The sequence below is a fragment of the Arthrobacter sp. DualSoilB13 genome (assembly GCF_055389195.1).
The window spans coordinates 1,298,888-1,319,675 of sequence record NZ_AP035865.1 but is presented as its reverse complement, the minus strand read 5'-3'; the positions used below and the strand labels follow the sequence as shown (position 1 = coordinate 1,319,675).

The 20,788-nt window shown below is 63.0% G+C and carries 19 protein-coding genes; 13 read left to right on the top strand and 6 right to left on the bottom strand.

The genetic code is table 11. From position 1 onward, the window contains the following. Positions 1-24: 24 nt before the first annotated feature. The gene (locus ACZ5J0_RS06230) at positions 25-1,434 is read right to left on the bottom strand and encodes an NAD(P)H-quinone dehydrogenase (RefSeq protein WP_142939798.1); all 1,410 of its coding nucleotides are present in this window, start codon (positions 1,432-1,434) and stop codon (positions 25-27) included. A 122-nt stretch (positions 1,435-1,556) separates the two neighbouring features. Here ACZ5J0_RS06230 and ACZ5J0_RS06225 point away from each other — a divergent pair, with 122 nt between their 5' ends. The 5 genes from ACZ5J0_RS06225 (at position 1,557) to ACZ5J0_RS06205 (ending at position 7,978) form a co-directional block, all read left to right on the top strand. Beyond that, on the top strand, positions 1,557-2,357 hold the full coding sequence (locus tag ACZ5J0_RS06225) for a purine-nucleoside phosphorylase (protein WP_187697247.1): 801 nt from the start codon (positions 1,557-1,559) through the stop codon (positions 2,355-2,357). Between the two features lie 253 nt (positions 2,358-2,610). Continuing rightward, entirely contained in the window at positions 2,611-2,742 is a 132-nt protein-coding gene (locus tag ACZ5J0_RS06220; protein ID WP_274595841.1) for a hypothetical protein, read from the top strand. A 76-nt stretch (positions 2,743-2,818) separates the two neighbouring features. Next, entirely contained in the window at positions 2,819-4,417 is a 1,599-nt protein-coding gene (locus ACZ5J0_RS06215) for a glycoside hydrolase family 68 protein (RefSeq protein ID WP_142939800.1), read from the top strand. A gap of 93 nt (positions 4,418-4,510) precedes the next feature. Continuing rightward, positions 4,511-6,130 (top strand): glycoside hydrolase family 32 protein, encoded by a 1,620-nt coding sequence (locus ACZ5J0_RS06210; protein WP_464094415.1) that lies wholly within the window; start codon positions 4,511-4,513, stop codon positions 6,128-6,130. Between the two features lie 102 nt (positions 6,131-6,232). Beyond that, positions 6,233-7,978: a phospho-sugar mutase gene (locus ACZ5J0_RS06205; protein WP_464094414.1), complete on the top strand. Its 1,746-nt coding sequence runs from the start codon at positions 6,233-6,235 to the stop codon at positions 7,976-7,978. A gap of 5 nt (positions 7,979-7,983) precedes the next feature. Here the strand turns inward: ACZ5J0_RS06205 and nirD are convergent, their stop codons facing one another. Next, positions 7,984-8,346, bottom strand: a complete 363-nt coding sequence (gene nirD / locus ACZ5J0_RS06200) for a nitrite reductase small subunit NirD (protein WP_166841400.1) — start codon at positions 8,344-8,346, stop codon at positions 7,984-7,986. A gap of 282 nt (positions 8,347-8,628) precedes the next feature. On the opposite strand from nirD, the gene nirB reads away from it, so the two are divergent. From nirB to ACZ5J0_RS06185, 3 genes are read left to right on the top strand one after another with little or no spacing between them, the layout of a single operon-like run. Further along, the gene (nirB, locus tag ACZ5J0_RS06195; RefSeq protein WP_464094413.1) at positions 8,629-11,259 is read left to right on the top strand and encodes a nitrite reductase large subunit NirB; all 2,631 of its coding nucleotides are present in this window, start codon (positions 8,629-8,631) and stop codon (positions 11,257-11,259) included. 9 nt (positions 11,260-11,268) lie between these two features. Continuing rightward, entirely contained in the window at positions 11,269-12,303 is a 1,035-nt protein-coding gene (cobA, locus tag ACZ5J0_RS06190; RefSeq protein ID WP_166841402.1) for a uroporphyrinogen-III C-methyltransferase, read from the top strand. A gap of 12 nt (positions 12,304-12,315) precedes the next feature. Then, positions 12,316-13,473, top strand: a complete 1,158-nt coding sequence (locus ACZ5J0_RS06185) for a uroporphyrinogen-III synthase (protein WP_142939807.1) — start codon at positions 12,316-12,318, stop codon at positions 13,471-13,473. A 28-nt stretch (positions 13,474-13,501) separates the two neighbouring features. Here ACZ5J0_RS06185 and ACZ5J0_RS06180 read toward each other — a convergent pair whose 3' ends face one another. Both ACZ5J0_RS06180 and ACZ5J0_RS06175 read right to left on the bottom strand, forming a co-directional pair. Further along, positions 13,502-14,800, bottom strand: coding sequence for a Y-family DNA polymerase (locus ACZ5J0_RS06180; protein WP_208096494.1), 1,299 nt, complete (start codon positions 14,798-14,800; stop codon positions 13,502-13,504). 290 nt (positions 14,801-15,090) lie between these two features. Beyond that, positions 15,091-15,522: a LexA family protein gene (locus tag ACZ5J0_RS06175; RefSeq protein ID WP_223942112.1), complete on the bottom strand. Its 432-nt coding sequence runs from the start codon at positions 15,520-15,522 to the stop codon at positions 15,091-15,093. A gap of 177 nt (positions 15,523-15,699) precedes the next feature. Here ACZ5J0_RS06175 and ACZ5J0_RS06170 point away from each other — a divergent pair, with 177 nt between their 5' ends. Beyond that, positions 15,700-16,131, top strand: a complete 432-nt coding sequence (locus ACZ5J0_RS06170; protein WP_166841405.1) for a hypothetical protein — start codon at positions 15,700-15,702, stop codon at positions 16,129-16,131. Between the two features lie 102 nt (positions 16,132-16,233). Here the strand turns inward: ACZ5J0_RS06170 and ACZ5J0_RS06165 are convergent, their stop codons facing one another. Beyond that, the gene (locus ACZ5J0_RS06165; protein WP_464094412.1) at positions 16,234-16,830 is read right to left on the bottom strand and encodes a hypothetical protein; all 597 of its coding nucleotides are present in this window, start codon (positions 16,828-16,830) and stop codon (positions 16,234-16,236) included. Continuing rightward, a complete protein-coding gene (locus tag ACZ5J0_RS06160) occupies positions 16,827-17,432 on the bottom strand; it encodes a dihydrofolate reductase family protein (protein WP_166841407.1) in 606 nt (201 codons plus the stop codon). Before ACZ5J0_RS06160 ends, ACZ5J0_RS06165 begins: the two co-directional genes overlap by 4 nt. Before the next feature lie 207 nt (positions 17,433-17,639). Between ACZ5J0_RS06160 and ACZ5J0_RS06155 the strand changes: the two genes are divergently transcribed. The 4 genes from ACZ5J0_RS06155 to ACZ5J0_RS06140 all read left to right on the top strand — a co-directional run bounded on the left by ACZ5J0_RS06155 (position 17,640) and on the right by ACZ5J0_RS06140 (position 20,779). After that, complete coding sequence (locus tag ACZ5J0_RS06155) at positions 17,640-18,545, top strand: FAD-dependent oxidoreductase (protein WP_464094411.1); 906 nt, start codon at positions 17,640-17,642, stop codon at positions 18,543-18,545. A gap of 115 nt (positions 18,546-18,660) precedes the next feature. Next, entirely contained in the window at positions 18,661-19,353 is a 693-nt protein-coding gene (gene deoC / locus ACZ5J0_RS06150) for a deoxyribose-phosphate aldolase (protein WP_166841409.1), read from the top strand. Positions 19,354-19,405: 52 nt separating this feature from the next. Beyond that, positions 19,406-19,633, top strand: coding sequence for a hypothetical protein (locus ACZ5J0_RS06145; protein ID WP_142939818.1), 228 nt, complete (start codon positions 19,406-19,408; stop codon positions 19,631-19,633). Positions 19,634-19,831: 198 nt separating this feature from the next. Next, positions 19,832-20,779, top strand: a complete 948-nt coding sequence (locus tag ACZ5J0_RS06140) for a right-handed parallel beta-helix repeat-containing protein (protein ID WP_464094410.1) — start codon at positions 19,832-19,834, stop codon at positions 20,777-20,779. Positions 20,780-20,788: the final 9 nt, after the last annotated feature.

Here is a 20,788-nt window from a genome sequence, read left to right as displayed (position 1 = left end):
GGCCAACGGGCGCCGGCGTTGGAGCTACATGTGCACGTGCAGGCGCCGGGCGGCCTCGGAAATGGAGCCGGTCAGCGACGGATAGACAGTGAATGCACTGGCCACATCGTCCACGTGGAGTTTCTGCGTCACGGCCACGGAGATCGGGAAGATGAGTTCGGATGCGTTCGGACCCACCACCACGCCACCGATCACGGTGCCGGACCCCTTGCGGGCAATGATCTTGACGAAGCCATCCTTGGTGTTGCGCATCTTGGCGCGGGCGTTGCTGAGCAGGGACAACATCACCACGTCGCCCTGGTACTTGCCGGATGCGAGGTCGGCTTCGGAGACGCCCACGGAGGCGATTTCGGGGGACGTGAAGATGTTGGAGGCCACCTGGTTGAGCTTCAGCGGCTTCACGCCATCACCCATGAAGTGTGCAATCGCGATGCGGCCCTGCATGGCTGCAACGGATGCCAGGGCGAAGACACCAGTGCAGTCGCCGGCAGCGTAAATGTTGGGGGCGGTGGTGCGGGAAACGCCGTCCACCTTGATGTGCCCGGACTCCGTGAGGGTCACGCCTGCTTCTTCAAGGCCGATGCCGGCAGTGTTGGGGATGGAACCAACACACACCAGGCAGTGCGTACCTGTCACGATCGATCCGTCACCCAGGGTGACCTTAACGCCGTCGTCCGTCCGCTCCACTGCGTTGGCGCGGGACTTGGACAGCACCCGCACGCCGCGACGCTCGAAGACGCCTTCCAGCAGCTTCGCGGCGTCCGTGTCCTCGCCGGGGAGAACCTGGTCACGGCTGGAAATCAGCGTCACCTTGGAGCCCAAACCGTTGTAGGCGGAGGCGAATTCGGCACCAGTGACGCCCGAACCCACAACAATCAATTCTTCGGGGAGCTCGTCCAGGTTGTAGATCTGGGCCCAGTTCAGGATGCGTTCGCCGTCGGGCTTTGCAGTGGGCAGTTCACGCGGGTGGGCGCCAACGGCCAGCAGGATAGCGTCGGCATCAATAGTGCGGGTGCCATCAATGGTGAGGACCTCGATGGTGTTGTTGTCCAGAAGTTTGCCCGAACCGATGACAATCTCCACGCCCAGGCGCTCGAGGCCGGCACGAATGTCCTCGGACTGCCCATGGGCAAGGTTCAGGACGCGATCGTTGATGTGCTTGAGGTCGGCGCGGGGCTTCGAAGCCGTGCCGTCGCCGTCGAACTTCACTCCCAGCTCATCCGCCTCACCGACGCGGGTCATGAGGTCGGCGGTGGCAATCAGGGTCTTGGAAGGCACGACGTCGGTCAGCACGGCCGAGCCGCCGAGGCCCGCCCGCTCTACGATAGTGACGTGGGCGCCGAGCGAGGCAGCCACCATGGCAGCTTCATATCCGCCGGGACCACCTCCCAGGATCGCGATACGGGGGGCACTGAAGTCAACTTGGGTGGTCACAATCCTCAATTCTCGCTCATCGCGACGTCGGCTGCCACTCAGCACACCCTCACCCGCTTTGGTATCCCTACCAAAGACCTGCGGCCACAGGGTAGCTTGTACCAGTGAGTAACACTGAGCTGATGAACACTGACCCCTTTGAGGCCGCGAAGGCTGCCGCGGACTTCATCGCCGCGGAGACCGGCGTCGAATCCCATGACGTAGCACTGGTGCTCGGATCCGGGTGGGCGGAAGCCGCCGATCTGATCGGCGAAACCACGGCCACCCTGAACGCATCCGAGGTTCCCGGTTTCCACAAGCCAGCAGTGGTGGGCCATGTTGGCACCATCCGCTCCGTCCTCACCAAGGAAGGCAAACGCGCCCTCGTTCTAGGGGCACGAACGCACTATTACGAAGGCCGCGGCGTACGATCCGTGGTGCACGGCGTTCGCACAGCCGCAGCTGCCGGCTGCAAAACTCTGGTGCTGACCAACGGTTGCGGCGGGCTCAATGAGGACTGGACCCCGGGTACGCCGGTACTGATCAGCGACCACATCAACCTCACCGCCACTTCCCCGCTTGAAGGCGCAACGTTCGTTGACCTCACGGACCTCTACTCCTCACGGATCCGTGACCTCGCCCGCGAGGTTGACCCCTCCCTCCAGGAAGGCGTGTACGCGCAGTTCACAGGCCCCCACTACGAGACGCCGGCGGAGGTCCAGTACGCCAAGCGGATCGGCGCAGACCTGGTGGGCATGTCCACCGCTTTGGAAGCCATTGCCGGCCGGCACGCGGGCATGGAAGTTTTCGGTATCTCCCTGGTCACCAACCTGGCAGCCGGCATCAGCCCGGTTCCTTTGAGCCACGCGGAAGTCCTTGAAGCCGGCCAAGCAGCGGGCAAGCGCATATCCAAACTGCTGGCGGAGATCATCGCCAAGCTCTAGCAGTCCAGCCGGATCGCGGGGCCGCCACTTCATGGCGGCCCCGCTTTTTTGTTTGCCATGGCAGGTCCCGGCCACCTCGGCGGGAAGGTAAACGCACAGTAAATTCACAGAATAAATCTGATGTGTGACGAAACATTTGATTCCCGCCCGGCTATTGTGACACGCGCGCATGTTGGCAATGTAAGCGCTTGCGCACATACCTGCCGGTAACTGAAAGGTCGGGCGAAACGCCCTTTGATTTCGGACCTAACACGTGTCTAGCGTGGAGAGTGTTCCGGTAAGTCGACGTGCCGGAACCACCGCGGCGGACATCTCCATGGCTCCGCCGCTCCTCGAAACGATGGCGTCCCTCGGTGACGCCTCCAGCGGATCGACGGACGCCTGAGTACAGAAACCCCCAACCGGGGGTCAGGGCATGCGCCCCACTCCACGAAGTCCAACACTCCGCGAGAAGAGTAAGCATGAACACGCACTCAACCCCTCCACGGCCGCGCCGCCGGTTACGGCAGGCAGTAGCCGTCGCAGCAGCGGCCGGTGTGGCCGGCAGCATCCTGTTGGTAGCGCCAGCCGCGCAGGCCAACCTCCCGGCGGATCCGCCCTCGAGCACCATGCCGGCGCCAACGCCCGGCTTCCCACTGCCGACCACCCATACACAGCAGGCATATGATCCAGCGGCAGATTTCACGTCCAAGTGGACCCGAGCCGACGCCAAGCAGATCATGGCCCAGAGCAACCCCAACGTTGCCCCCGGGCAGAACTCCATGAGCCCCAACGTCACCATGCCGGAAATCCCCAAGGACTTCCCGGCCATGAACGAGGACGTGTGGGTTTGGGACACGTGGTCCCTGACGGACGAGAACGCCAACCAGATCAGCTACAAGGGCTGGGACGTCATCTTCTCCCTGGTTGCTGACCGGAACGCCGGCTACGGCTTCGACCAGCGCCACTGGAACGCCAGGATCGGCTACTTCTTCCGCAAGACCAACGCCGATCCTGCCAAGGATAAATGGAACTACGGCGGACACCTGTTCCTGGACAACACGTCCATCGGGAATACGGAGTGGTCCGGTTCCACCCGCCTCATGCAGGGCAACAAGATCAACGTCTTCTACACGGCCACCACGTTCTACGACGTCGCCGAACGGAACGCCGGCGGTGGCGGTATCGCTCCGGACGCAGCGATCGCCAAGGCACTGGGTACCATCCATGCCACCAAGGACGGCGTGAGCTTCGACGGCTTCCAGCACACCAAGCTGCTGGAACCGGACGGAAAGCTGTACCAGAACAAAGCCCAGAACCCCGGCTTCGCATTCCGTGACCCGTACACCTTCGCGGACCCCGCCCACCCGGGCAAGACTTTCATGGTCTTCGAAGGCAACACCGGCGGCACCCGCGGCTCCTACAAGTGCAAGCAGGAAGACCTTGGCTACCAACCGGGCGATCCCAACGCCGAAACCGTGGCCCAGGTCAACAGCACCGGGGCCTGGTACCAGACTGCCAACGTGGGACTCGCCGTTGCGGACAACAAGGACCTCACCAAGTGGAGCTTCCTGCCTCCCATCCTTTCCGCCAACTGCGTGAACGATCAGACTGAGCGTCCGCAGATCTTCATCCAGAACGAGAACGGCAAGAACAAGTACTATCTGTTCACCATCAGCCACCAGTTCACGTACGCAGATGGAATGCGCGGACCGGACGGCGTCTACGGCTTTGTCGGCAACGGTATCCGCTCCGACTACCAGCCGGTCAACAACAGCGGCCTGGCCCTGGGCTCCCCCACGGACCTGAACATGCCGGCCAACGCACCGGAGGGTCCGGACCCTCGCCAGAACGGCCGTCAGTTCCAGGCCTACTCGCACTACGTCCAGCCCGGCGGGCTCGTCCAGTCGTTCATTGACAATGTGGACGGCGTCCGCGGCGGCTCCCTGTCACCCACCGTGAAGATGAATTTCAAGGCCGGCGTGACCCAGGTTGATCGCAGCTTCGGCAAGAACGGTCTTGGGCCGTTCGGCTACCTTCCCACCAACGTCCGTGTTGGCGGCGAAGGCCTCTACAAGTAAGCAGTAACACCTCGGCCCTCAGGCCACGGCAGGGGTGACTGGTCCCGCGGGGACCGGCACCCCTGCCACCCCCAAACCCCCAGGATCTCCCCCATGACTTTTCCCAGCCCCCACCTTTCGCGTCGCCAAATGCTGGCCGCAAGTGCCGCCGTCGTGGTCGCCTTCTCCGCAGCGTCCTGCACACAGGCTGAAGGCCCGACGCCGGTCCCCGCCCCGGGCGGGCCCCGCCCGTCCGCGTCGGATCCGTGGCGGCCCGTGGCCCACCTGACGGCTGAAAAGAACTGGCTCAACGACCCCAACGGCCTCGTTTATCACGACGGTACCTATCACGCGTTTTACCAGTACAACCCCCGCGGAAACTCGTGGGGCAATATGTCCTGGGGCCACTCCACCAGCACTGATCTGGTCCATTGGGAGCAGCAACCCGTAGCCATGGAGGCAAGCCCGGAGGAAGAGATCTTCTCCGGCTCCATCGTGATGGACAAGAACAACGCCTCGGGACTCGGGTCGGCGGAGAATCCACCCATGGTGGCCCTCTACACCAGCGCCTACGGCAAGAACGGCGTGCTGCCCCAAGGCGCGCAGGCCCAGTCGGTGGCGTTCAGCGTGGACAACGGCATGACCTGGCAGAAGTACCAGGGAAACCCGGTCCTGAACCTGACACCCACCAACAACAACTTCCGTGACCCCAAAATCACTTGGTACGAGCCAGGCCGCTACTGGGTGATGACCACCGTGGTGGCCGACGCCCAGGTAGTGAAATTGTTCAAGTCCACCAACCTCCTCCGCTGGGAGTACCTGAGCGATTTCTCCGGCGTCGGCGCACAGGGAGGGCTCTGGGAAGTACCCGAACTCCTGCACATGGATGTGGAGGACTCCACTGCCAAGAAGTGGGTCATGCTGCTGAGCATCAACCCCGGCGGCATTGCAGGCGGCTCGGGCATGCAGTACTTCGTGGGCGAATTCGATGGGACACGCTTTACCGCCGAGGATGCGGCCGCTCCCGACGCGCCGCTCGACGAATCCCAGTGGCTGGACCACGGCGCCGACTACTATGCCGCAAACTCCATTTCCGGGGCACCCGGGGACAAACCCGTACTCCTGGGGTGGATGGGCAACTGGGACTATGCCCAGGACGTGCCCACCACACCGTGGCGCGGTTCCATGGCGATTCCCCGTGAACTCACCCTGGTTCGGGGCGGGAAGAGGTTTGAGTTGCGATCCTCCATAGCCGGAGTGGCCCGGGGAACGATGGAACGCGCCGGTGAAGTGAAGAGCAAAAACCTCACCGTCGGCTCCGCAATCAAGGACCTCGGCCAGGACTTCCACCGGCGCACCCAGTTGATCGAGCTGGACATGGACCTGACGTCGGCGCGCGAGGCAGGCGTTCTCCTCCGGCACTCACCAGGCTCCGAGTCCGGGCTGCGCGTCTCCTATAACAAGGAGAGTGGGACTGTGAGGGTGGACCGTTCACAGGCCGGGACCACTAACTTCTCCCCTAAGTTCAGCCCGTTTCATGAAGTGGCGCTGCCCTCCCCCGGCACCAAGGTCCATCTCACCATCCTCCTGGACTCATCCTCCGTGGAAGTCTTCGCCGAGGGTGGCGACGTGGCTCTTTCTGACACGTTCTTCCCGGACTGGGATAGTGCGGCCTCCTCGGTGTTCAGCACGGGCGGCGACACGGACTTCACCATTACTTCCCGATCTCTTTGAACTCCTCTGAGGGGCGGGATCTCACCCTTTACGACCACTCATTGGGGCGGGATCCTGCACCTCGTTGCCCGCTAAGGTCTCATTGAGGATAGTTTTGACCCTATGACATCCAGCGATGCCGCATTCGAACAGCTGATCACCGACGCCCGCCAATGGGCTTCCCAAGACCCGGACCCGGCGACGGCGGCTGCTCTCGTCGAGCTGGCCGAGCTCGCCGAGAGCGGTGATGCGGGAGCAGCGCAGGAACTGGGCGACAGCTTCAACGGCACCCTGCAGTTCGGCACAGCCGGCCTTCGGGCAGCGCTCGGTCCCGGCCCCAACCGGATGAACCGCGTCGTCGTTCGCCGGGCAGCGGCAGGCCTCGCCGCTTTCCTCACCGAGACGGTAGCCGCAGCGGCGCCAGGCACCCGGCCTCGCGCCGTCGTCGGCTTCGATGCCCGCTACAACTCGGACATCTTCGCCCAGGAAACCGCGGCAATCTTTACAGCAGCCGGCATCGAGACCTTCCTCATGCCGGCAGCACTTCCGACGCCGTTGCTCGCCTACGCGGTCCGGTCACTGAAGTGCGACGGCGGCGTGATGGTCACCGCCAGTCACAACCCGCCGCAAGACAACGGTTACAAGGTCTACCTCGGACGGCACGCCGTGACCGAAAGCGGACGCGGTTCGCAGATCGTGGCGCCATACGACGCGGAGATCGCAGCCAAGATCGAGGCTGTAGGTGCATTGGATTCGATCACGCTGGCAGAAGACGGCTGGACCGTGCTGCCCACGTCCATCGTCGCCGAGTACGAAGACGCCGTGGCCGCTTTGGTGGATCGGGACCATTTCCCGGCCCGGGACCTCAAAATCGTCCTCACACCCATGCACGGTGTTGGCGGTGAAACGGCTGTTTCCGTCCTCCACGCCGCGGGGTTCACCCACGTCACGCTGGTGGCCGAGCAAGCTGAGCCGGACCCGGACTTCCCCACCGTCGCGTTCCCCAATCCGGAGGAGCCCGGCGCCCTGGACCTGGCCCTCGCCGCGGCTGCAGAATCAGGTGCAGATATTGTTTTGGCCAACGACCCCGACGCCGATCGGGCCGCTGTTGCTGCGCTGGATCCCTCCACGGGAGCCTGGCGGATGCTCCGCGGCGACGAAGTGGGAGCGCTGCTGGGCGCGCACGTGGTGGCGCGCATGGCTGCCGCTGCCGGCGATGAGCCGCAGACGGGCGTGTTCGCTAACTCGATCGTGTCCTCCCGGCTACTCTCCCGCATCGCGGCCGCAGCAGGATATGCCCATGAGGAGACGCTCACCGGCTTCAAGTGGATTTCAAGGGTTCCCGGACTCAGCTACGGGTACGAGGAAGCCCTGGGATACTGCGTGGCGCCGGATTTGGTGCGCGACAAGGACGGCATCTCGGCGGCGGTGTTGATTGCGGAACTGGCAGCAGCAGCTAAGGCCGAGGGCAAAACGATCTTCGACACGCTGGACGACCTCTACTTGGTCCACGGACTGCATGCGAGCGACCAACTGAGCATACGAGTGGCTGACCTGGGTCTGCTCGATGCCATGATGAACCGTCTGCGGGTCAACCCGCCCGAAGCGTTCGGGGGCTCCGCCGTCGAGGTTTTCACCGATCTTGCCGAAGGAAGCGAAGCCCTGCCTCCCACGGACGGGCTGCTGTACCTCACAAGGGACCAGAGCCGCGTCATTATTCGTCCCAGCGGCACGGAGCCCAAGCTCAAGTGTTACCTGGAAGTCATCCAGGCTGTGGAGTCCGCGGCGGAACTTGCCGCCGCGCGCCAAGCAGCGCGAACGTCCCTGGATGATGTTCTCAGGGACGTCAGCGAAGCATTGGGTTTGTAAAACTCCTAGAGTTCAACCTCAATAAAACCATCCACCAAACGGGTGGCGAACGCGTCGAGCTTGAGTTCGGGGTTGGTGAAGCATTCGCCGGTTTCGAGGTCGTAGACCTCTTTGTGCAGCGGCGATGCGATGGTGGGCCGGGTTCCGCGGGATCCGATGATTCCGCGGGCCATAACGTTGGCGAGCGTCGCCGGATCCTGCTGCGCTACGGCGAAGACTTCGGTGGGTGCTGTGCGGAATAAGGCAACCTGACGTCCGGCGATCAGCGCGGCTTCGCCCCAAGCCAGTTCGAGTTCGTCCACCGCGCAAATACGGTGCCAGGCGGCGGTGGTGGTCAGGTCCTCGGCACGGTCCAGAATTACGGTCATTTCAGCCCCTCTCACAGTGTCCGGGTGCTGGTATTTTCACCGTCATTCCCCCGGACCGGGCCACACTTGCGGCCACTCCTCCAAGCTAAGACCACGGTGTTTCATCGGTTGTCCGTGTATGTGTCCAATGCGTAAAAGAGACCTCACACCTGATGAAATGCGTTCGTGATGCAGAAGTTAAGATCACGAAACATAAGGGAAACTGAAGCGAAACTGCCCGTCCCTAGGCTGGAAGCACAAGTTGCGACAGATCCGTATGCAACATCTGCGAAAGGCCCACCAGTGACCGGACACACTTCAAGTACAGAGAACCCGCGCCGCATCGTCGTCGTCGGCGGCGGCCCCGCTGCCCACCGTTTCGCCGATGCCATGTTCAATCGCGGTCTTGAAGGTTGGCAGGTTACGGTGCTGACCGAAGAGGCGCACCTCCCCTACGACCGTGTGGCGCTGAGCAAGGCCCTGACGGAAACCGATGTAGACCTCACCCTGGGCAATGCGTCCATGTGGGACCACGAGGCCCTGACCCTGGTCACCGGCGAGCGCGCCGTGAAGATCGATTCGGTCGCCAAGAGTGTCCTCACAGCCGCCGGCAACAAGTATGAGTACGACCACCTGGTGGTGGCTACAGGTTCTGACGCAGCCCGACTCCCTATCCCGGGCGCAGAGCACACGCACGTTTACCGGACACTTGAGGACGTGTGGGCCATCAATAAGGCCATCGCCGAACTGAGCGGGAAGCTGGGCCGTAAGGTCAACGCCGTGACCATCGGCGGCGGTCTCCTGGGCCTGGAATCTGCGGCTGGCACGGAGCAGCTCGGCGCCACTCCCATTGTCATCAACGGCTCGCCCTGGCTCATGAACACCCAGCTGGATGAAGGTGCGGGGCAGGCACTGGGCCGGTTGATCGAAGCGAAGGGCTTTGAAGTCCACGGCGGCGTCTTCCCCTCCGAGGTATTGACGGACGACGACGGCAATGTCACCGGCGTCTTGATGGCTGACGGCCGCACCATTGAGGCGGATCTGGTAATCGTGGCTATCGGCGTCAAGCCTCGCGACGATCTCTTCCGCGCAGCAGAAGGCGAAGAGCAGCTGTTCAGCCTGGGCCAGCGCGGTGGCGTTGTCATCAATGATTTCTGTGCCACCGAAGTGGCCGGCATTTGGGCCATCGGTGAAGTAGCCAACTTTGAGGGCATGTGCCTGGGACTTGTTGCTCCGGCCAACACCATGGCTGAGATCGTGGCCGACCGCCTGCACGGTGGCGAAGCAACGTTCCCCGGCTTTGATACCGCCACCAAGCTCAAATTGTCCGGCGTTGACGTGGCCAGCTTCGGCGACGCGTTTGCCCGGACCGAGCACTCCCTGGAAATCGTGTACGCGGACCCCGCTCGTGGCGTTTACCAGAAGATTGTCACCACCGATGATGCAAAGACGCTCCTGGGCGGCATCTTCGTGGGCGATGCTTCCCCGTACATGAGTCTTCGCCCGCTTCTGGGCCGCGAACTGTCCGCCGAGCCGGGCGCCTACCTGAGCGCTGCCGGTGGTGGCGAGGCTCCGGAGACCGAGCTTCCGGACGATGCCATCCTCTGCTCCTGCAACAACGTGGCCGCCGGAACCATTCGCGACACCATCAATGGCTGCGGTGCCTGCGAGGGCAACTCCCCCGTACAGGAACTCGGTGAGTTGAAGGGCTGCACCCGGGCCGGAACGCAGTGTGGCTCGTGCGTTCCCATGCTCAAGAAGCTCCTTGAAGGCGAACTGAAGAAGTCCGGCATCGAGGTCTCCAAGGCCCTCTGTGAGCACATCAGCCTCTCCCGCCAGGAACTCTTCGACGCCATCCGCGTCCTGGAGCTCACGTCCTTCGAAGACATCATGGCCAAGTACGGCACGGGCGCCGGTTGCGATATCTGCAAGCCCACCATCGCCTCCATCCTGGCCAGCCAGCACTCCGCGTACGTTTTGGATGCCGGCCGCGGTGCACTGCAGGACACCAATGACCGCGCCTTGGCGAACATGCAGAAGGACGGCACCTATTCGGTGGTCCCCCGCATCGCCGGTGGCGAGATCACGCCGAAGGGCCTGGGCGTCATCGCAGCCGTCGCTGAGAAGTACAACCTCTACACCAAGATCACCGGCGGCCAGCGAATCGACATGTTCGGTGCCCGCCTTGAGCAGCTCCCGGACATTTGGAAAGAACTGGTGGATGCCGGTTTCGAATCCGGTCAGGCCTACGGCAAGAGTCTTCGCACGGTTAAGTCCTGTGTCGGATCCACCTGGTGCCGGTTCGGTGTGCAGGATTCGGTGGCCATGGCCATCGCGCTGGAGCTGCGCTACCGTGGCCTCCGCAGCCCTCACAAGCTGAAGATGGGCGTCTCCGGTTGCGCCCGTGAATGTGCAGAAGCCCGTGGCAAGGATGTTGGTGTCATTGCCACGGCCGATGGGTGGAACCTGTATGTAGGCGGTAACGGTGGCGCCACCCCGGCCCACGCCCAGCTGTTGGCCAAGGACCTGGACGACGAAACCCTGCTGAAGTACATCGACCGCTACCTCATGTACTACATCCGCACCGCAGACCGACTCCAGCGCACCGCACGCTGGCAGGAAGAACTGGACGGCGGCATCAAGCACGTCGAAGAAGTAGTGGTCAACGACTCCCTGGGCATCGCTGAAGAGCTTGAGGCGGCGATGGCCAAGCACATCGACACCTATGAGGACGAGTGGGCCGAGACCCTGAAGGACCCGGAGCGCCTCCGCCGTTTCCGTTCCTTCGTCAACGCCCCCAACCAGAAGGACGAGTCCATTTCCTTCGTACCGGAGCGCGGCCAGATCCGTCCGGCCACCAACGAGGAAAAGGGCGGCGTGCTCATCGCTTCCACCATCCCGGTCCGCAGCGAAACCGTCGGCGTAGAAAACTAGGGGTTCACCATGCAGCTCACCATTGATCTCACCGGCCGCGACGTCCTGGTTACGGGAAATGAACAATCTGCCCGTCAAGCAGTCCGCCGCTACCAAAAGGCCGGCGCCAACGTGTACCGGCTCAGCTCCCCCGAAGGCATGCCAGGTGACGGCCAGCTGCCCGAGCGCCCTTTCCTGGTGGCCGTAGTGGACGACGGCGGGGCCGGCTGGCTGCCGCTGGTGGAACGCTGCCGCGACGCGGGAGTTCCCGTTGCGTTTGAGCCTGCTCCCGGAGCCGAAGGCCATGTGACCCTGGTGGGTGGGGGCCCTGGGGCCTTGGACCTGCTCACCGTGGGTGCCGTGGACGCACTGCGCGATGCCGACGTCGTCTTTTATGACCGGCTCGCTCCCTACCAGGAGCTGGCCGATCTGACCTCTGCAGAACTCGTGGACGTGGGAAAGCAGCCCGGGCTCCATAAAGTAACTCAGCGGGACATTGAAAAGCTCATGGTGGACGCTGCCCTGCTGGGCAAGAACGTTGTCCGGCTCAAGGGCGGGGACCCGTACGTTTTTGGCCGTGGTGGCGAGGAAGTGGCGGCCTGTGTTGCAGCCGGTGTTCCCGTCCGGGTCATCTCCGGCGTCACCAGCGCGATCTCCGTGCCCGCCGCAGCCGGCATTCCAGTGACACACCGCGAAGTGAGCCACATGTTCACCGTGGTCTCCGGCCATGCCCCCTTGACCGAGAAGGAACACACCCATCTTGCCGGCCTCGGCGGGACGATCGTGGTCCTCATGGGCATCGGTACCCTGCCGCAGCTGGCCGCTGGTCTTCGCCGGGCAGGGATGAGGCCGGACATGCCCATGGCGGTGGTGGAACGTGGCTACCGCCCGGGACAGCGCACCACCATCGCGGACCTCGGTACCATCGAAACGGCGGCCACCGGCTGCAGCAACCCGGCCGTACTGGTCATCGGCGAGGTGGTCCGCGTTGCTGAAGCCAACCGGAACCATGCCGAAGCATCCGCTGAACTGAGCCGACTCGCGGCTTCGCTCCTTGAAGCCTGAAGGTAAGAACCCATGACTGTTGCACATGCCATCGAAGTCCAGGACGCTACGGCCGCGCCGGAAGCTTCCGAAGCCGTAGAAGCGCCGCTGGACGGTTTCCGCATTGGCGTCACCTCGCACCGCCGCTCCCGGGACCTCATTGAGGCCCTGGAGCGTCGCGGTGCGAGCGTGTTGCACGCCCCGGCGTTGAAGATCGCCCCGGTTCAGGAGGATATGGTCCTCATTGAGGACACCCGCACCATCATCGCGGCTAAACCGGACATCTGCATCGCCACCACGGCATACGGGATGCGCCGCTGGTGTGAAGCCGCAGATTCTTTCGGCATCGGCGAGCAACTCCTGGAAACGCTGTCCGCATGCCGCATGTTCGTCCGTGGCCCCAAAGCCCGCGGCGCCGTGCGGGCGGCCGGTCTTGCCGACGTCGGAATCAGCAGTGACGAAACCACCGCGACCCTGGTGGACATGCTGCTGGCCGAAGGCGTTCGCAACAAGACCGTCGCTGTGCAGCTGCACGGGTACACCGACGTCCGCCAGTTGGAACGGCTCCGCATGTCCGGTGCAACGGTCCTGACCGTGACCCCGTACCGCTGGGTGAAGCCCGACGGCGAAGACAAACTGCCGCGGCTGATCGAAGCCGTGGTGGGTGGCAACCTCGACGTCCTGACGTTCACCAGCGCCCCCGCCGTGGATGCGATGTGGAGCACCGCCCACGAAATGGGCCTCTACCGCCAGCTCATCGAAGCCCTGAAGGGTCCGGTAACTGTTGCGGCCGTTGGGCCGGTCACCGCACAACCGCTGGTCGACGCCGGGCTGACGCCACTGATTCCCGACCGGTACCGCATGGGTGCGCTGATCAGGCTGGTCACCGAACATCTCTCGTTGAACCACGTACGGCGTTTGGAAACAAAGAGCGCCACCATCGAATTGCGCGGACGCTGCTTGCGGATTAACGGCGAGGTGGTGGACCTTGCACCGGCTCCCCTGCTGCTGTTGCGAGCGCTGCTGGGTGCGGGTGGAGCTGTACTGTCCCGGGAGGCTCTCTCTGACTTGTTGGACTTGCGCGGCTCTGTGCACGCCCTGGACATGACGGTGAGCCGGCTGCGGTCCTCCCTTCCGGACGGCAAGCTCGTGGAAACCGTGGTGAAGCGGGGTTACCGGCTGCGGGCTTAGGTCTCCTGCCACGGTTTTCCCTGCCACGCTAGGCCGCCTTCACCAGGGGAAGTTCGTCCCAGTTGGTGGTGTAGCGGGGGCTGAGCATGTCCCGTTTCATGGACCAGTCCGGGCCGCCCTTGATGCCCGCATGGCCCAAACCAATGGAGCCCCGGCCATACCGCTTGCTGACTTGCTCCAGCAAGGGGCCAATGCCCCGCTCTTCATGCGGGTTCTCGAAGATTTCCAATGGTTTCTGGTTGCCGCTGGGGCGAAGGTCAGTGACCATGATCCCGGCTTTGGCGTACCTGACGCCTTCCTGGATCCTGGGAACCAGAGCGTGTGCGGCCTTGGTCAGCAGAACGGGGTCCGAGGTTGGCATAGGTAGTTTGACGTTGACAGTGGGGAACGATTTGTCGTTGGGGTTGTAGACCGATGTTGCAGCAAAGGCAGTCAGCAACTTGGCCTGAAGATCGTGCTTGGCCAGCCTGGCACTGGCCATCTGACCGTAAACGCTGAGCACCTGACGTAACTCCGCGGCCGTGGTGATCGGCGTGGAGAAAGACCGGGAGAAAATCAGTTGGTCCCGCCCGATTCGTTCTTCCTCCATGGGGATGCAGGGCGTGCCTTGCAGTTCCAAGACAGTGCGCATCATGACGATGGAGAATTTATCCCTCAACGCCACAGGGTCGGCCCGGACCAGGTCCAGGATGGAGAAGATCCCCATCGCGTTCAGGCGTCTTGTGAGCCGGGTGGCGACGCCCCAGATCTCGATCACGGAGAGCCGCGCCATGAGTGCCTCGCGTTGGGCCTGCGGGACGGAGTCCCAACGGCACACACCGTTGAAGGCCGGATTATGCTTGGCCCACTTATTGGCGAGCTTGGCGAGAGTCTTAGTGCGCGCGATCCCTACGCAAACGGGAACCCCCACATGCCGTTGGCAGGCAACCTTGATGGTTCGCCCCAATTCCAGCAGGTCATCCGGTTGCCCCTTCACTCCCAGGAACGCCTCATCAATGGAGTACACCTCCTGCCATGCTGAGTACCGGGCCAGGAGCTCCATGACGCGCGAGCTGATGTCTCCATACAGTTCGTAGTTGCTCGACAGGGCTATCAATCCCCATTCCTCGGCCCGTGGCGCGAGCTTGAACCATGGCTCCCCCAGGCCGATTCCCAGCTTTTTTGCCTCGGGCGACCGGGTCACGGCGCAACCGTCGTTGTTGGACAGCACTATCAAAGGCTTGCCCTCCAGCGCAGGGTTGAAGGCCCTCTCCGCCGAGGCGTAGAAGCAGTTGATATCCACATGGGCAATCTCCTGCATGCGGTGCATGAGCGCTGGCTTGGACATTTCCATCCCTAAATCGGCATTAGCACGCGAGCCGCCGTTTCAGTGCAGGACACGCCGCGCATTCGAACATATATTCGAATACTTCTACTGTACCTTCGGGCCCCGACAAGAAAACATCCCGCCCACCGGATTGTGGAAAAGTCCGGGCAGACGGGATGCCGGTGGTACGGAAATCCAGGTAGATGGCCCCCGTGGCCAAGCCTTCCCCGAGGGCCGCCAGCGTGGGGAAGAGGATGCCCAGGAGGGCGTCGGCGACCCAGAGGGTGCGAAGCCCTACCGGCTGGATTCAATCAAATGTGATGCAGGCACGTTGTGGCTACGCCCCAAATGGTCAGCTCCGACATCGCGGGCACTCGAATGTCCGGATACTTGGGATTGTCCGCCTGCAGCACCACTCCCGACGGCGTGACGCGCAGCCTTTTGATGGTCAACTCACCATCAAGGACAGCAACGACGACGGACCCATCCTTGGGCTCCAGTGCCCGGTTAACGATCAACTCATCCCCGTCACTGATCCCGGCACCCTCCATGGACTGACCCGTCACCCTCACCACGAACGTGCTGGTGACATCCTTGATCAGATGCTCATTGAGATCAATCCGACCATCAAAATAGTCCTGCGCAGGCGAGGGATATCCCGCCGCCACAGGAATAGGTGCCAACAGTACTGACATCAGGGAAAAGCCCGCATCTACCACGCGGGGGCCGACTATCACGCCCACAACACACCTTTATTCGAATATATGTTCGATAATTCAGTGTACAGCGGACCCCAGACATCCTGTCCATTCCGCTTCGCTCGGCACCTCAGGGCGATGGTTTCTCGCGGTGAGACGAATGACGAGTATTTTGAGGGAAGATCAAGCGAACAACTTCTGGCACGAACACATAGGAGAGCAATGACCGACCGGACCAGGCAACTCGGTGGCGCGCTTAGCGCCGACATCACACGCATGGTCAAGGAACGCTACCCGGATGAGCTGGCCCACGCCCAGGCCGTACACGCACACTCCGAGAAGTTGGTTCTCGGGTTTATGGTGTCCTCTGTCGCGCTGTGGTTCCTCGGTCCGGCCCTGCTTCTGAACGGTCTCATCAGCCCGGCGATCGCCATCGTGGTGCCCGGACTGCTGACCCTCGCGTTCCTCACGATCGTGCTCATCGCCATCGCCCGGAACAGGGCTGCCTCGCGACCCGTGGTTGAGTACGCCAAGCAGCTGGGTCATAAGGTCACCAGTGTCACCAAAAAGGGAATAACGGTTGCTGTTCCGAAGGGCGTTGTCAACGTGCCCGAGGAGTTCCGCCAGACACGCAAGGTCACGCGCCAGCGGTAAGGCAAGTGTCAGCGGCGCCGACCTTAGCGTCCTCGACGCCCTGTACTCAGGCAAACCACGGCCGTGGGGGCCGCTAACGCGCGGAGCGGCTGTCGCGTGGGATCAGCCACTCTTGACGGTGACGTCATAGGAGAAAGGCTTCGGTATGACGCCCGGCCAGGAACCGTCTTTCTTGAACAGGGAGAGGTTCCGTGCCCCCTCCGGGTCCTCAGCACTGAGCGGGATAATCACGGTGTTGTGCTCCGAGGGCGTGGAAGTTTGCGGGCTGAGCCAGGCCGAGCCCACGGCTGCGGCTGTGAGGTCGAAGAATGGCTCGCCGTCGGCGGTGCTCGCAGAGATCTGGATCTGCGTGTTGGGCATATAGCCCTCGCCCACAGCCCACACGTTGCGGACGATGTAGTCGATGAGCAAGTCGCCGTAGGTGACGGTGTACCCGGGCTCAATGTCGAACGCCACCGCGTAACCGGTGTTGCCCTTCACATTAGGTGGGCCTCCGCCCGCAAAGTCGGTAACGGAAATCCCGGGAATAGCGTCGATGGCCTCGCGGGCTTCAGCAATGGTCTGCCCGGTGTCCGCGTCGTGCGGAATGGATCGGGGGTCCTGTTCGGGCAGTGGCGCCGGCGCGTTGCATGCCGTCATGAAAGAAACGATCACGGCCACCATGGCAGCCCTGGCCACAGCTCGGAGGGAACGGGTCATGACCCTATTATGTTGGGTCGATACCGTACGTGCGTGACCAACCCGGTCCCGCGCACCCCGGTCTGCTCAAGCGTCAGGTTCCCTACGTCGTCGAGCAATCGCTCCCCGCCACCAAGAATCATGGGTGAAATGTGCAGCCGCAACTCGTCCATGAGCCCGGCTGAAAGGTACTGGCGGGCTGTCTGCGCTCCCCCGGCAATCGCTACATCTTTGTCCGCAGCCGCTTCCCGGGCCTGCGCCAACGCCGATTCAATGCCGTCGGTCACAAAGTAAAAAGTTGTGCCGCCCTCCATCTCCAGCGGCTCGCGACGGTGGTGGGTCAGAACGAATACGGGGGCGTGATACGGAGGTTCATCGCCCCACCAACCCCGCCATTCCTTATCCCACGCCGCCGGTCCGGGTCCTGCGAACATGTTGCGTCCCATGATGAAGGCCCCTGCCGCCAGGATCGCCTCAATCTCGGGTGCGTTCGCCTCCGGCTCCTCGAACATCCATCTGTGCAGGAGCTCTGCGCCGTCGCCCAACGGTTCCTCCAGCCGCTGGTTGGGACCGGCAACATATCCGTCCAGGGAAACAGTCAGATCGCACGTGACGTGGCTCATGCGTCCATCATGACATCTGCACTATCACCGCTCCAGACGGGCATTGAAGCCGGCCCGGCGGGACCCACATGTGACGCACGTTATTACCGGCCGGTAAACACCACGCTACGGATAGGCCCTAGATGGCAACAGCGGCGAAACACCCGCGAAAAACCGGCCCCCTACGCTGATGAACAACAGCAGGTCACATGAGCGAAAGGGCCAAACATGTCCGCCATCCCGTCCGCACCTTCCCACCACATCGTCATTGCAGGCGCAGGCCCAGCGGCCCAGGCCTTGGTGCGGCGACTCGCCGGCGGGTCCGACTCCCGGCAGCGCGCCTTCCGGGGAACCATCACGGTACTCAGCAACCGCGACGAGTGCCCTGAGGCCCTGTTGGAACTCGCCGAACTCCCCCAGGTCTCGGTCCGCTTCGGCCAGGCGGCCAGCTTCATTGACGCCGATGCAAGGATCGTCACTACCGTGGACGGCATGGAGTTCTCCTACGACCAGTTGGTCATCGCCACAGGCTCGGCCCCGGCCCTTCCGCCGGTGGCAGGCGCCGAATCAGGCCTAAGCTACTCCACCATCGATGACGCCGTTTCCATCGGCGAAGCGGTCAAAGACGTCACCCGGTTGGTGGGCCGCCGCCCGCTGGGAATCCTGGTGGGTAACGGTCCTGCAGCGGGCCAGGCTGAGGCCGTGTTGCGGGCCCGCGGAGTCCGTCCCGTCCGCACAACCCTCCGCCCCACCGCCGTCGTGCCTTTCCCGGGCACTGACGCCGGAACCGGACCCGACGCCCGTCCTCAAGGTTCCACACTGCCGGCAACCGGCATCCTCTTCGAAGATGGCAGCAGCATGAAGGGCGACTTGGTGGTCCTGGCCGAGGAACGCACTGCCCGCAACGACCTCGCCGAAAGCGCCGGACTCACAATAGCTTCCGACGGCGGCATTTCAGTGGGGCGCGACCTCACCACCTCCGTCCCGGGCATTTGGGCGATCGGCGATGCCGCGTCCTGCGACGGGCTCCGCTTGGGCCTGCTTCTCTCCGCCGATTCCTCTGCAATGCTGTGCGCCTCGGGCTTGCTGCTCGGTGCAGGGAAAGAGGATCAGCAGGCACTGCTGGCCGCATGAGCTGCTGCTGGCGGGGGCCGGAGAGGCCCCCGGCGCATGTGGCAAGATGGTCCTTTGACGGGCAGTGACAACCCTGCGGCCACCGGGCCGGCCACGCCCTGCACGGAAGGATCCCATGAGCAACGAAGCCGTCGCCCCTGCAAATATCGCCTCCTACATTGACCACACACTGTTGAAGCCTGAGGCCAGTGAGGCTGACGTCCTCAAGGTGTGCGCGGAGGCCGTCGACTACAAGTTCAAGTCAGTCTGCGTCAACCCGGTGTGGGTCAAAACCGTCACCAAGGCCCTCAAGGGTTCCGGTGTGCTCACGTGCTCGGTGATCGGTTTCCCGCTGGGCGCCACGCCGAGTGACGTGAAGGCTTTTGAGGCCCGGGGTGCCGTGCTGGACGGCGCGGATGAAATCGATATGGTGATCAACATGGCCTCCGCCCGCGCCAATGACAAAGGCGCGCTGGTGGAGGACATCCGGGCTGTGTCCGAGGTAGTCCACGCCGGCCAGGCCATCTTGAAGGTCATCATTGAAACATCCATGCTGAGCGATGAGCAGAAGGTGATCGCGTGCGAAGCCGCTGTGGAAGCGGGGGCGGACTTCGTCAAGACTTCCACCGGATTCAATGGCGGCGGCGCAACCGTTGAAGACGTTGCACTGATGCGCAAGACCGTGGGACCGGACCTGGGCGTCAAAGCCTCCGGTGGCGTGCGGTCCCTGGCTGATGCACAGGCTATGATTGCTGCTGGTGCAACACGTATCGGAGCGAGTTCCGGAATTGCCATTGTCAAAGGTGAACAGGGTTCATCTGCCTACTAAGGCTTCCGCTGCCGTCAGAGATTTTGAGCCCTGCGGGGCCGAGGAGGAATGAATGTCCAAGAACGCCACAAGCGCCCCCATTGAAAAAGAGAATAGTCTCGTCCAGAGCATTGTGCTGTTCGTGGTCATGATCGCGCTCTTCCTGGGCGCCATTTACTCCCTGTCCTTCCTGACGCTGGATAACCCGTGGCCGATGGCTGTGTGCCTCGGCCTGTTTGCCCTGGCTTTCTGGATCCCGCAGACCGTTTTTGGCCGCTCTGACTCCGCAGGCGAAAGCTAAGCGCTGCTCATGACGTTGAATGGCCCAGGCTCCTGCCTGGGCCATTCCTTTTTGCTGGCCCTTTCCCTGGCTGCCACACTGCTTCTCACAGGCTGCGGTGGGCCCATACCGCCGGGTCAGTCAGATGCACCCCGGGGAGCAGAACCCGGGCCCTGCCATACCAACGGAAGCAAGGCCGGCAGCGTCCAAGAATGGAGGGTGGACGGCTACCTGAACCCGCAGGACACGTCCACGTCCCTGCAGCAGGCCATAGACACCGCGTCCAAGAGCGGCGGAGCGATCGTCCAACTCCCCGAAGGTGTCTTCACCCTGGAGCGCCCCCTCATTCTCAAGAGCAACGTAACCCTCCGTGGAGCAGGACCGGCAACCGTCCTGAAAGCGGGCCCGGAATTTCTGGAATTCGAGGGACCATTCGGTGGGCACCCCCTGATCACCACCAACGGCGCACAGAACGTAACCATCGCCCAACTCACCGCAGACCAAAATGGTGACGAGTTGGAGGGCAACCTCCCGGGACGCCTGCACGAGTACCTGGTGGATGTCCGTCACTCCACCAACGCCGTGGTGGAGGGCGTCACCACCCGCAATCCCTACACCTATTCAATCGCGGTGGTGGCCAGCAGCGATTTCTGCGTCCGGAACAACAACACTCTGGTGACCAGCAGCGGCCGCTACGATCAGCTGGACGGCATTCACATCACCGATTCCCATCATGGCCTGGTTGAGGGCAACACCGTTGACCAGAGGCAGGGGACGGATGGCGACGACGGCCTCGTGGCCCAGGCCCTCGGCGCACCCGTTCATGATGTGACGTATCGAAACAACGACGTCCGCGGCGGATCGCACGGCTCCGGCCTGCAATTGGCCGTTGGGACGCATGAGATCTACAACATCACCGTGGACGGCAACCGATTCTGGGGTTCTCCGGACGGAATCAAAACCGGATACTACGACGACGGCGCCGCTGCGGTCCGCGACGTTGCGGTAAAGAACAACGAGTTCTTCAACCTTCAAGGCCCGTGGCTCAACTTCCACGGCGATTTGGAGAACATCGTGGTGACGGACAACGTCACCTGCCACGCCGGCTCCATCATGCTTGAGGATGCGCCCGGGAACGTTCTGGCCAACAATGGGACACGCTGCTGATTTAGCGGC

What these genes read in the sequence shown, in the direction of transcription:
- ACZ5J0_RS06225 (WP_187697247.1), top strand. Translation starts at nt 1,557, where the DNA reads ATGAACACTGACCCCTTTGAGGCCGCGAAGGCTGCCGCGGACTTCATC.
- ACZ5J0_RS06215 (WP_142939800.1), top strand. Translation starts at nt 2,819, where the DNA reads ATGAACACGCACTCAACCCCTCCACGGCCGCGCCGCCGGTTACGGCAG.
- ACZ5J0_RS06210 (WP_464094415.1), top strand. Translation starts at nt 4,511, where the DNA reads ATGACTTTTCCCAGCCCCCACCTTTCGCGTCGCCAAATGCTGGCCGCA.
- ACZ5J0_RS06205 (WP_464094414.1), top strand. Translation starts at nt 6,233, where the DNA reads ATGACATCCAGCGATGCCGCATTCGAACAGCTGATCACCGACGCCCGC.
- nirD (WP_166841400.1), bottom strand. Translation starts at nt 8,346, where the DNA reads ATGACCGTAATTCTGGACCGTGCCGAGGACCTGACCACCACCGCCGCC.
- cobA (WP_166841402.1), top strand. Translation starts at nt 11,269, where the DNA reads ATGCAGCTCACCATTGATCTCACCGGCCGCGACGTCCTGGTTACGGGA.
- ACZ5J0_RS06185 (WP_142939807.1), top strand. Translation starts at nt 12,316, where the DNA reads ATGACTGTTGCACATGCCATCGAAGTCCAGGACGCTACGGCCGCGCCG.
- ACZ5J0_RS06180 (WP_208096494.1), bottom strand. Translation starts at nt 14,800, where the DNA reads ATGTCCAAGCCAGCGCTCATGCACCGCATGCAGGAGATTGCCCATGTG.
- ACZ5J0_RS06170 (WP_166841405.1), top strand. Translation starts at nt 15,700, where the DNA reads ATGACCGACCGGACCAGGCAACTCGGTGGCGCGCTTAGCGCCGACATC.
- ACZ5J0_RS06165 (WP_464094412.1), bottom strand. Translation starts at nt 16,830, where the DNA reads ATGACCCGTTCCCTCCGAGCTGTGGCCAGGGCTGCCATGGTGGCCGTG.
- ACZ5J0_RS06160 (WP_166841407.1), bottom strand. Translation starts at nt 17,432, where the DNA reads ATGAGCCACGTCACGTGCGATCTGACTGTTTCCCTGGACGGATATGTT.
- ACZ5J0_RS06155 (WP_464094411.1), top strand. Translation starts at nt 17,640, where the DNA reads ATGTCCGCCATCCCGTCCGCACCTTCCCACCACATCGTCATTGCAGGC.
- deoC (WP_166841409.1), top strand. Translation starts at nt 18,661, where the DNA reads ATGAGCAACGAAGCCGTCGCCCCTGCAAATATCGCCTCCTACATTGAC.
- ACZ5J0_RS06145 (WP_142939818.1), top strand. Translation starts at nt 19,406, where the DNA reads ATGTCCAAGAACGCCACAAGCGCCCCCATTGAAAAAGAGAATAGTCTC.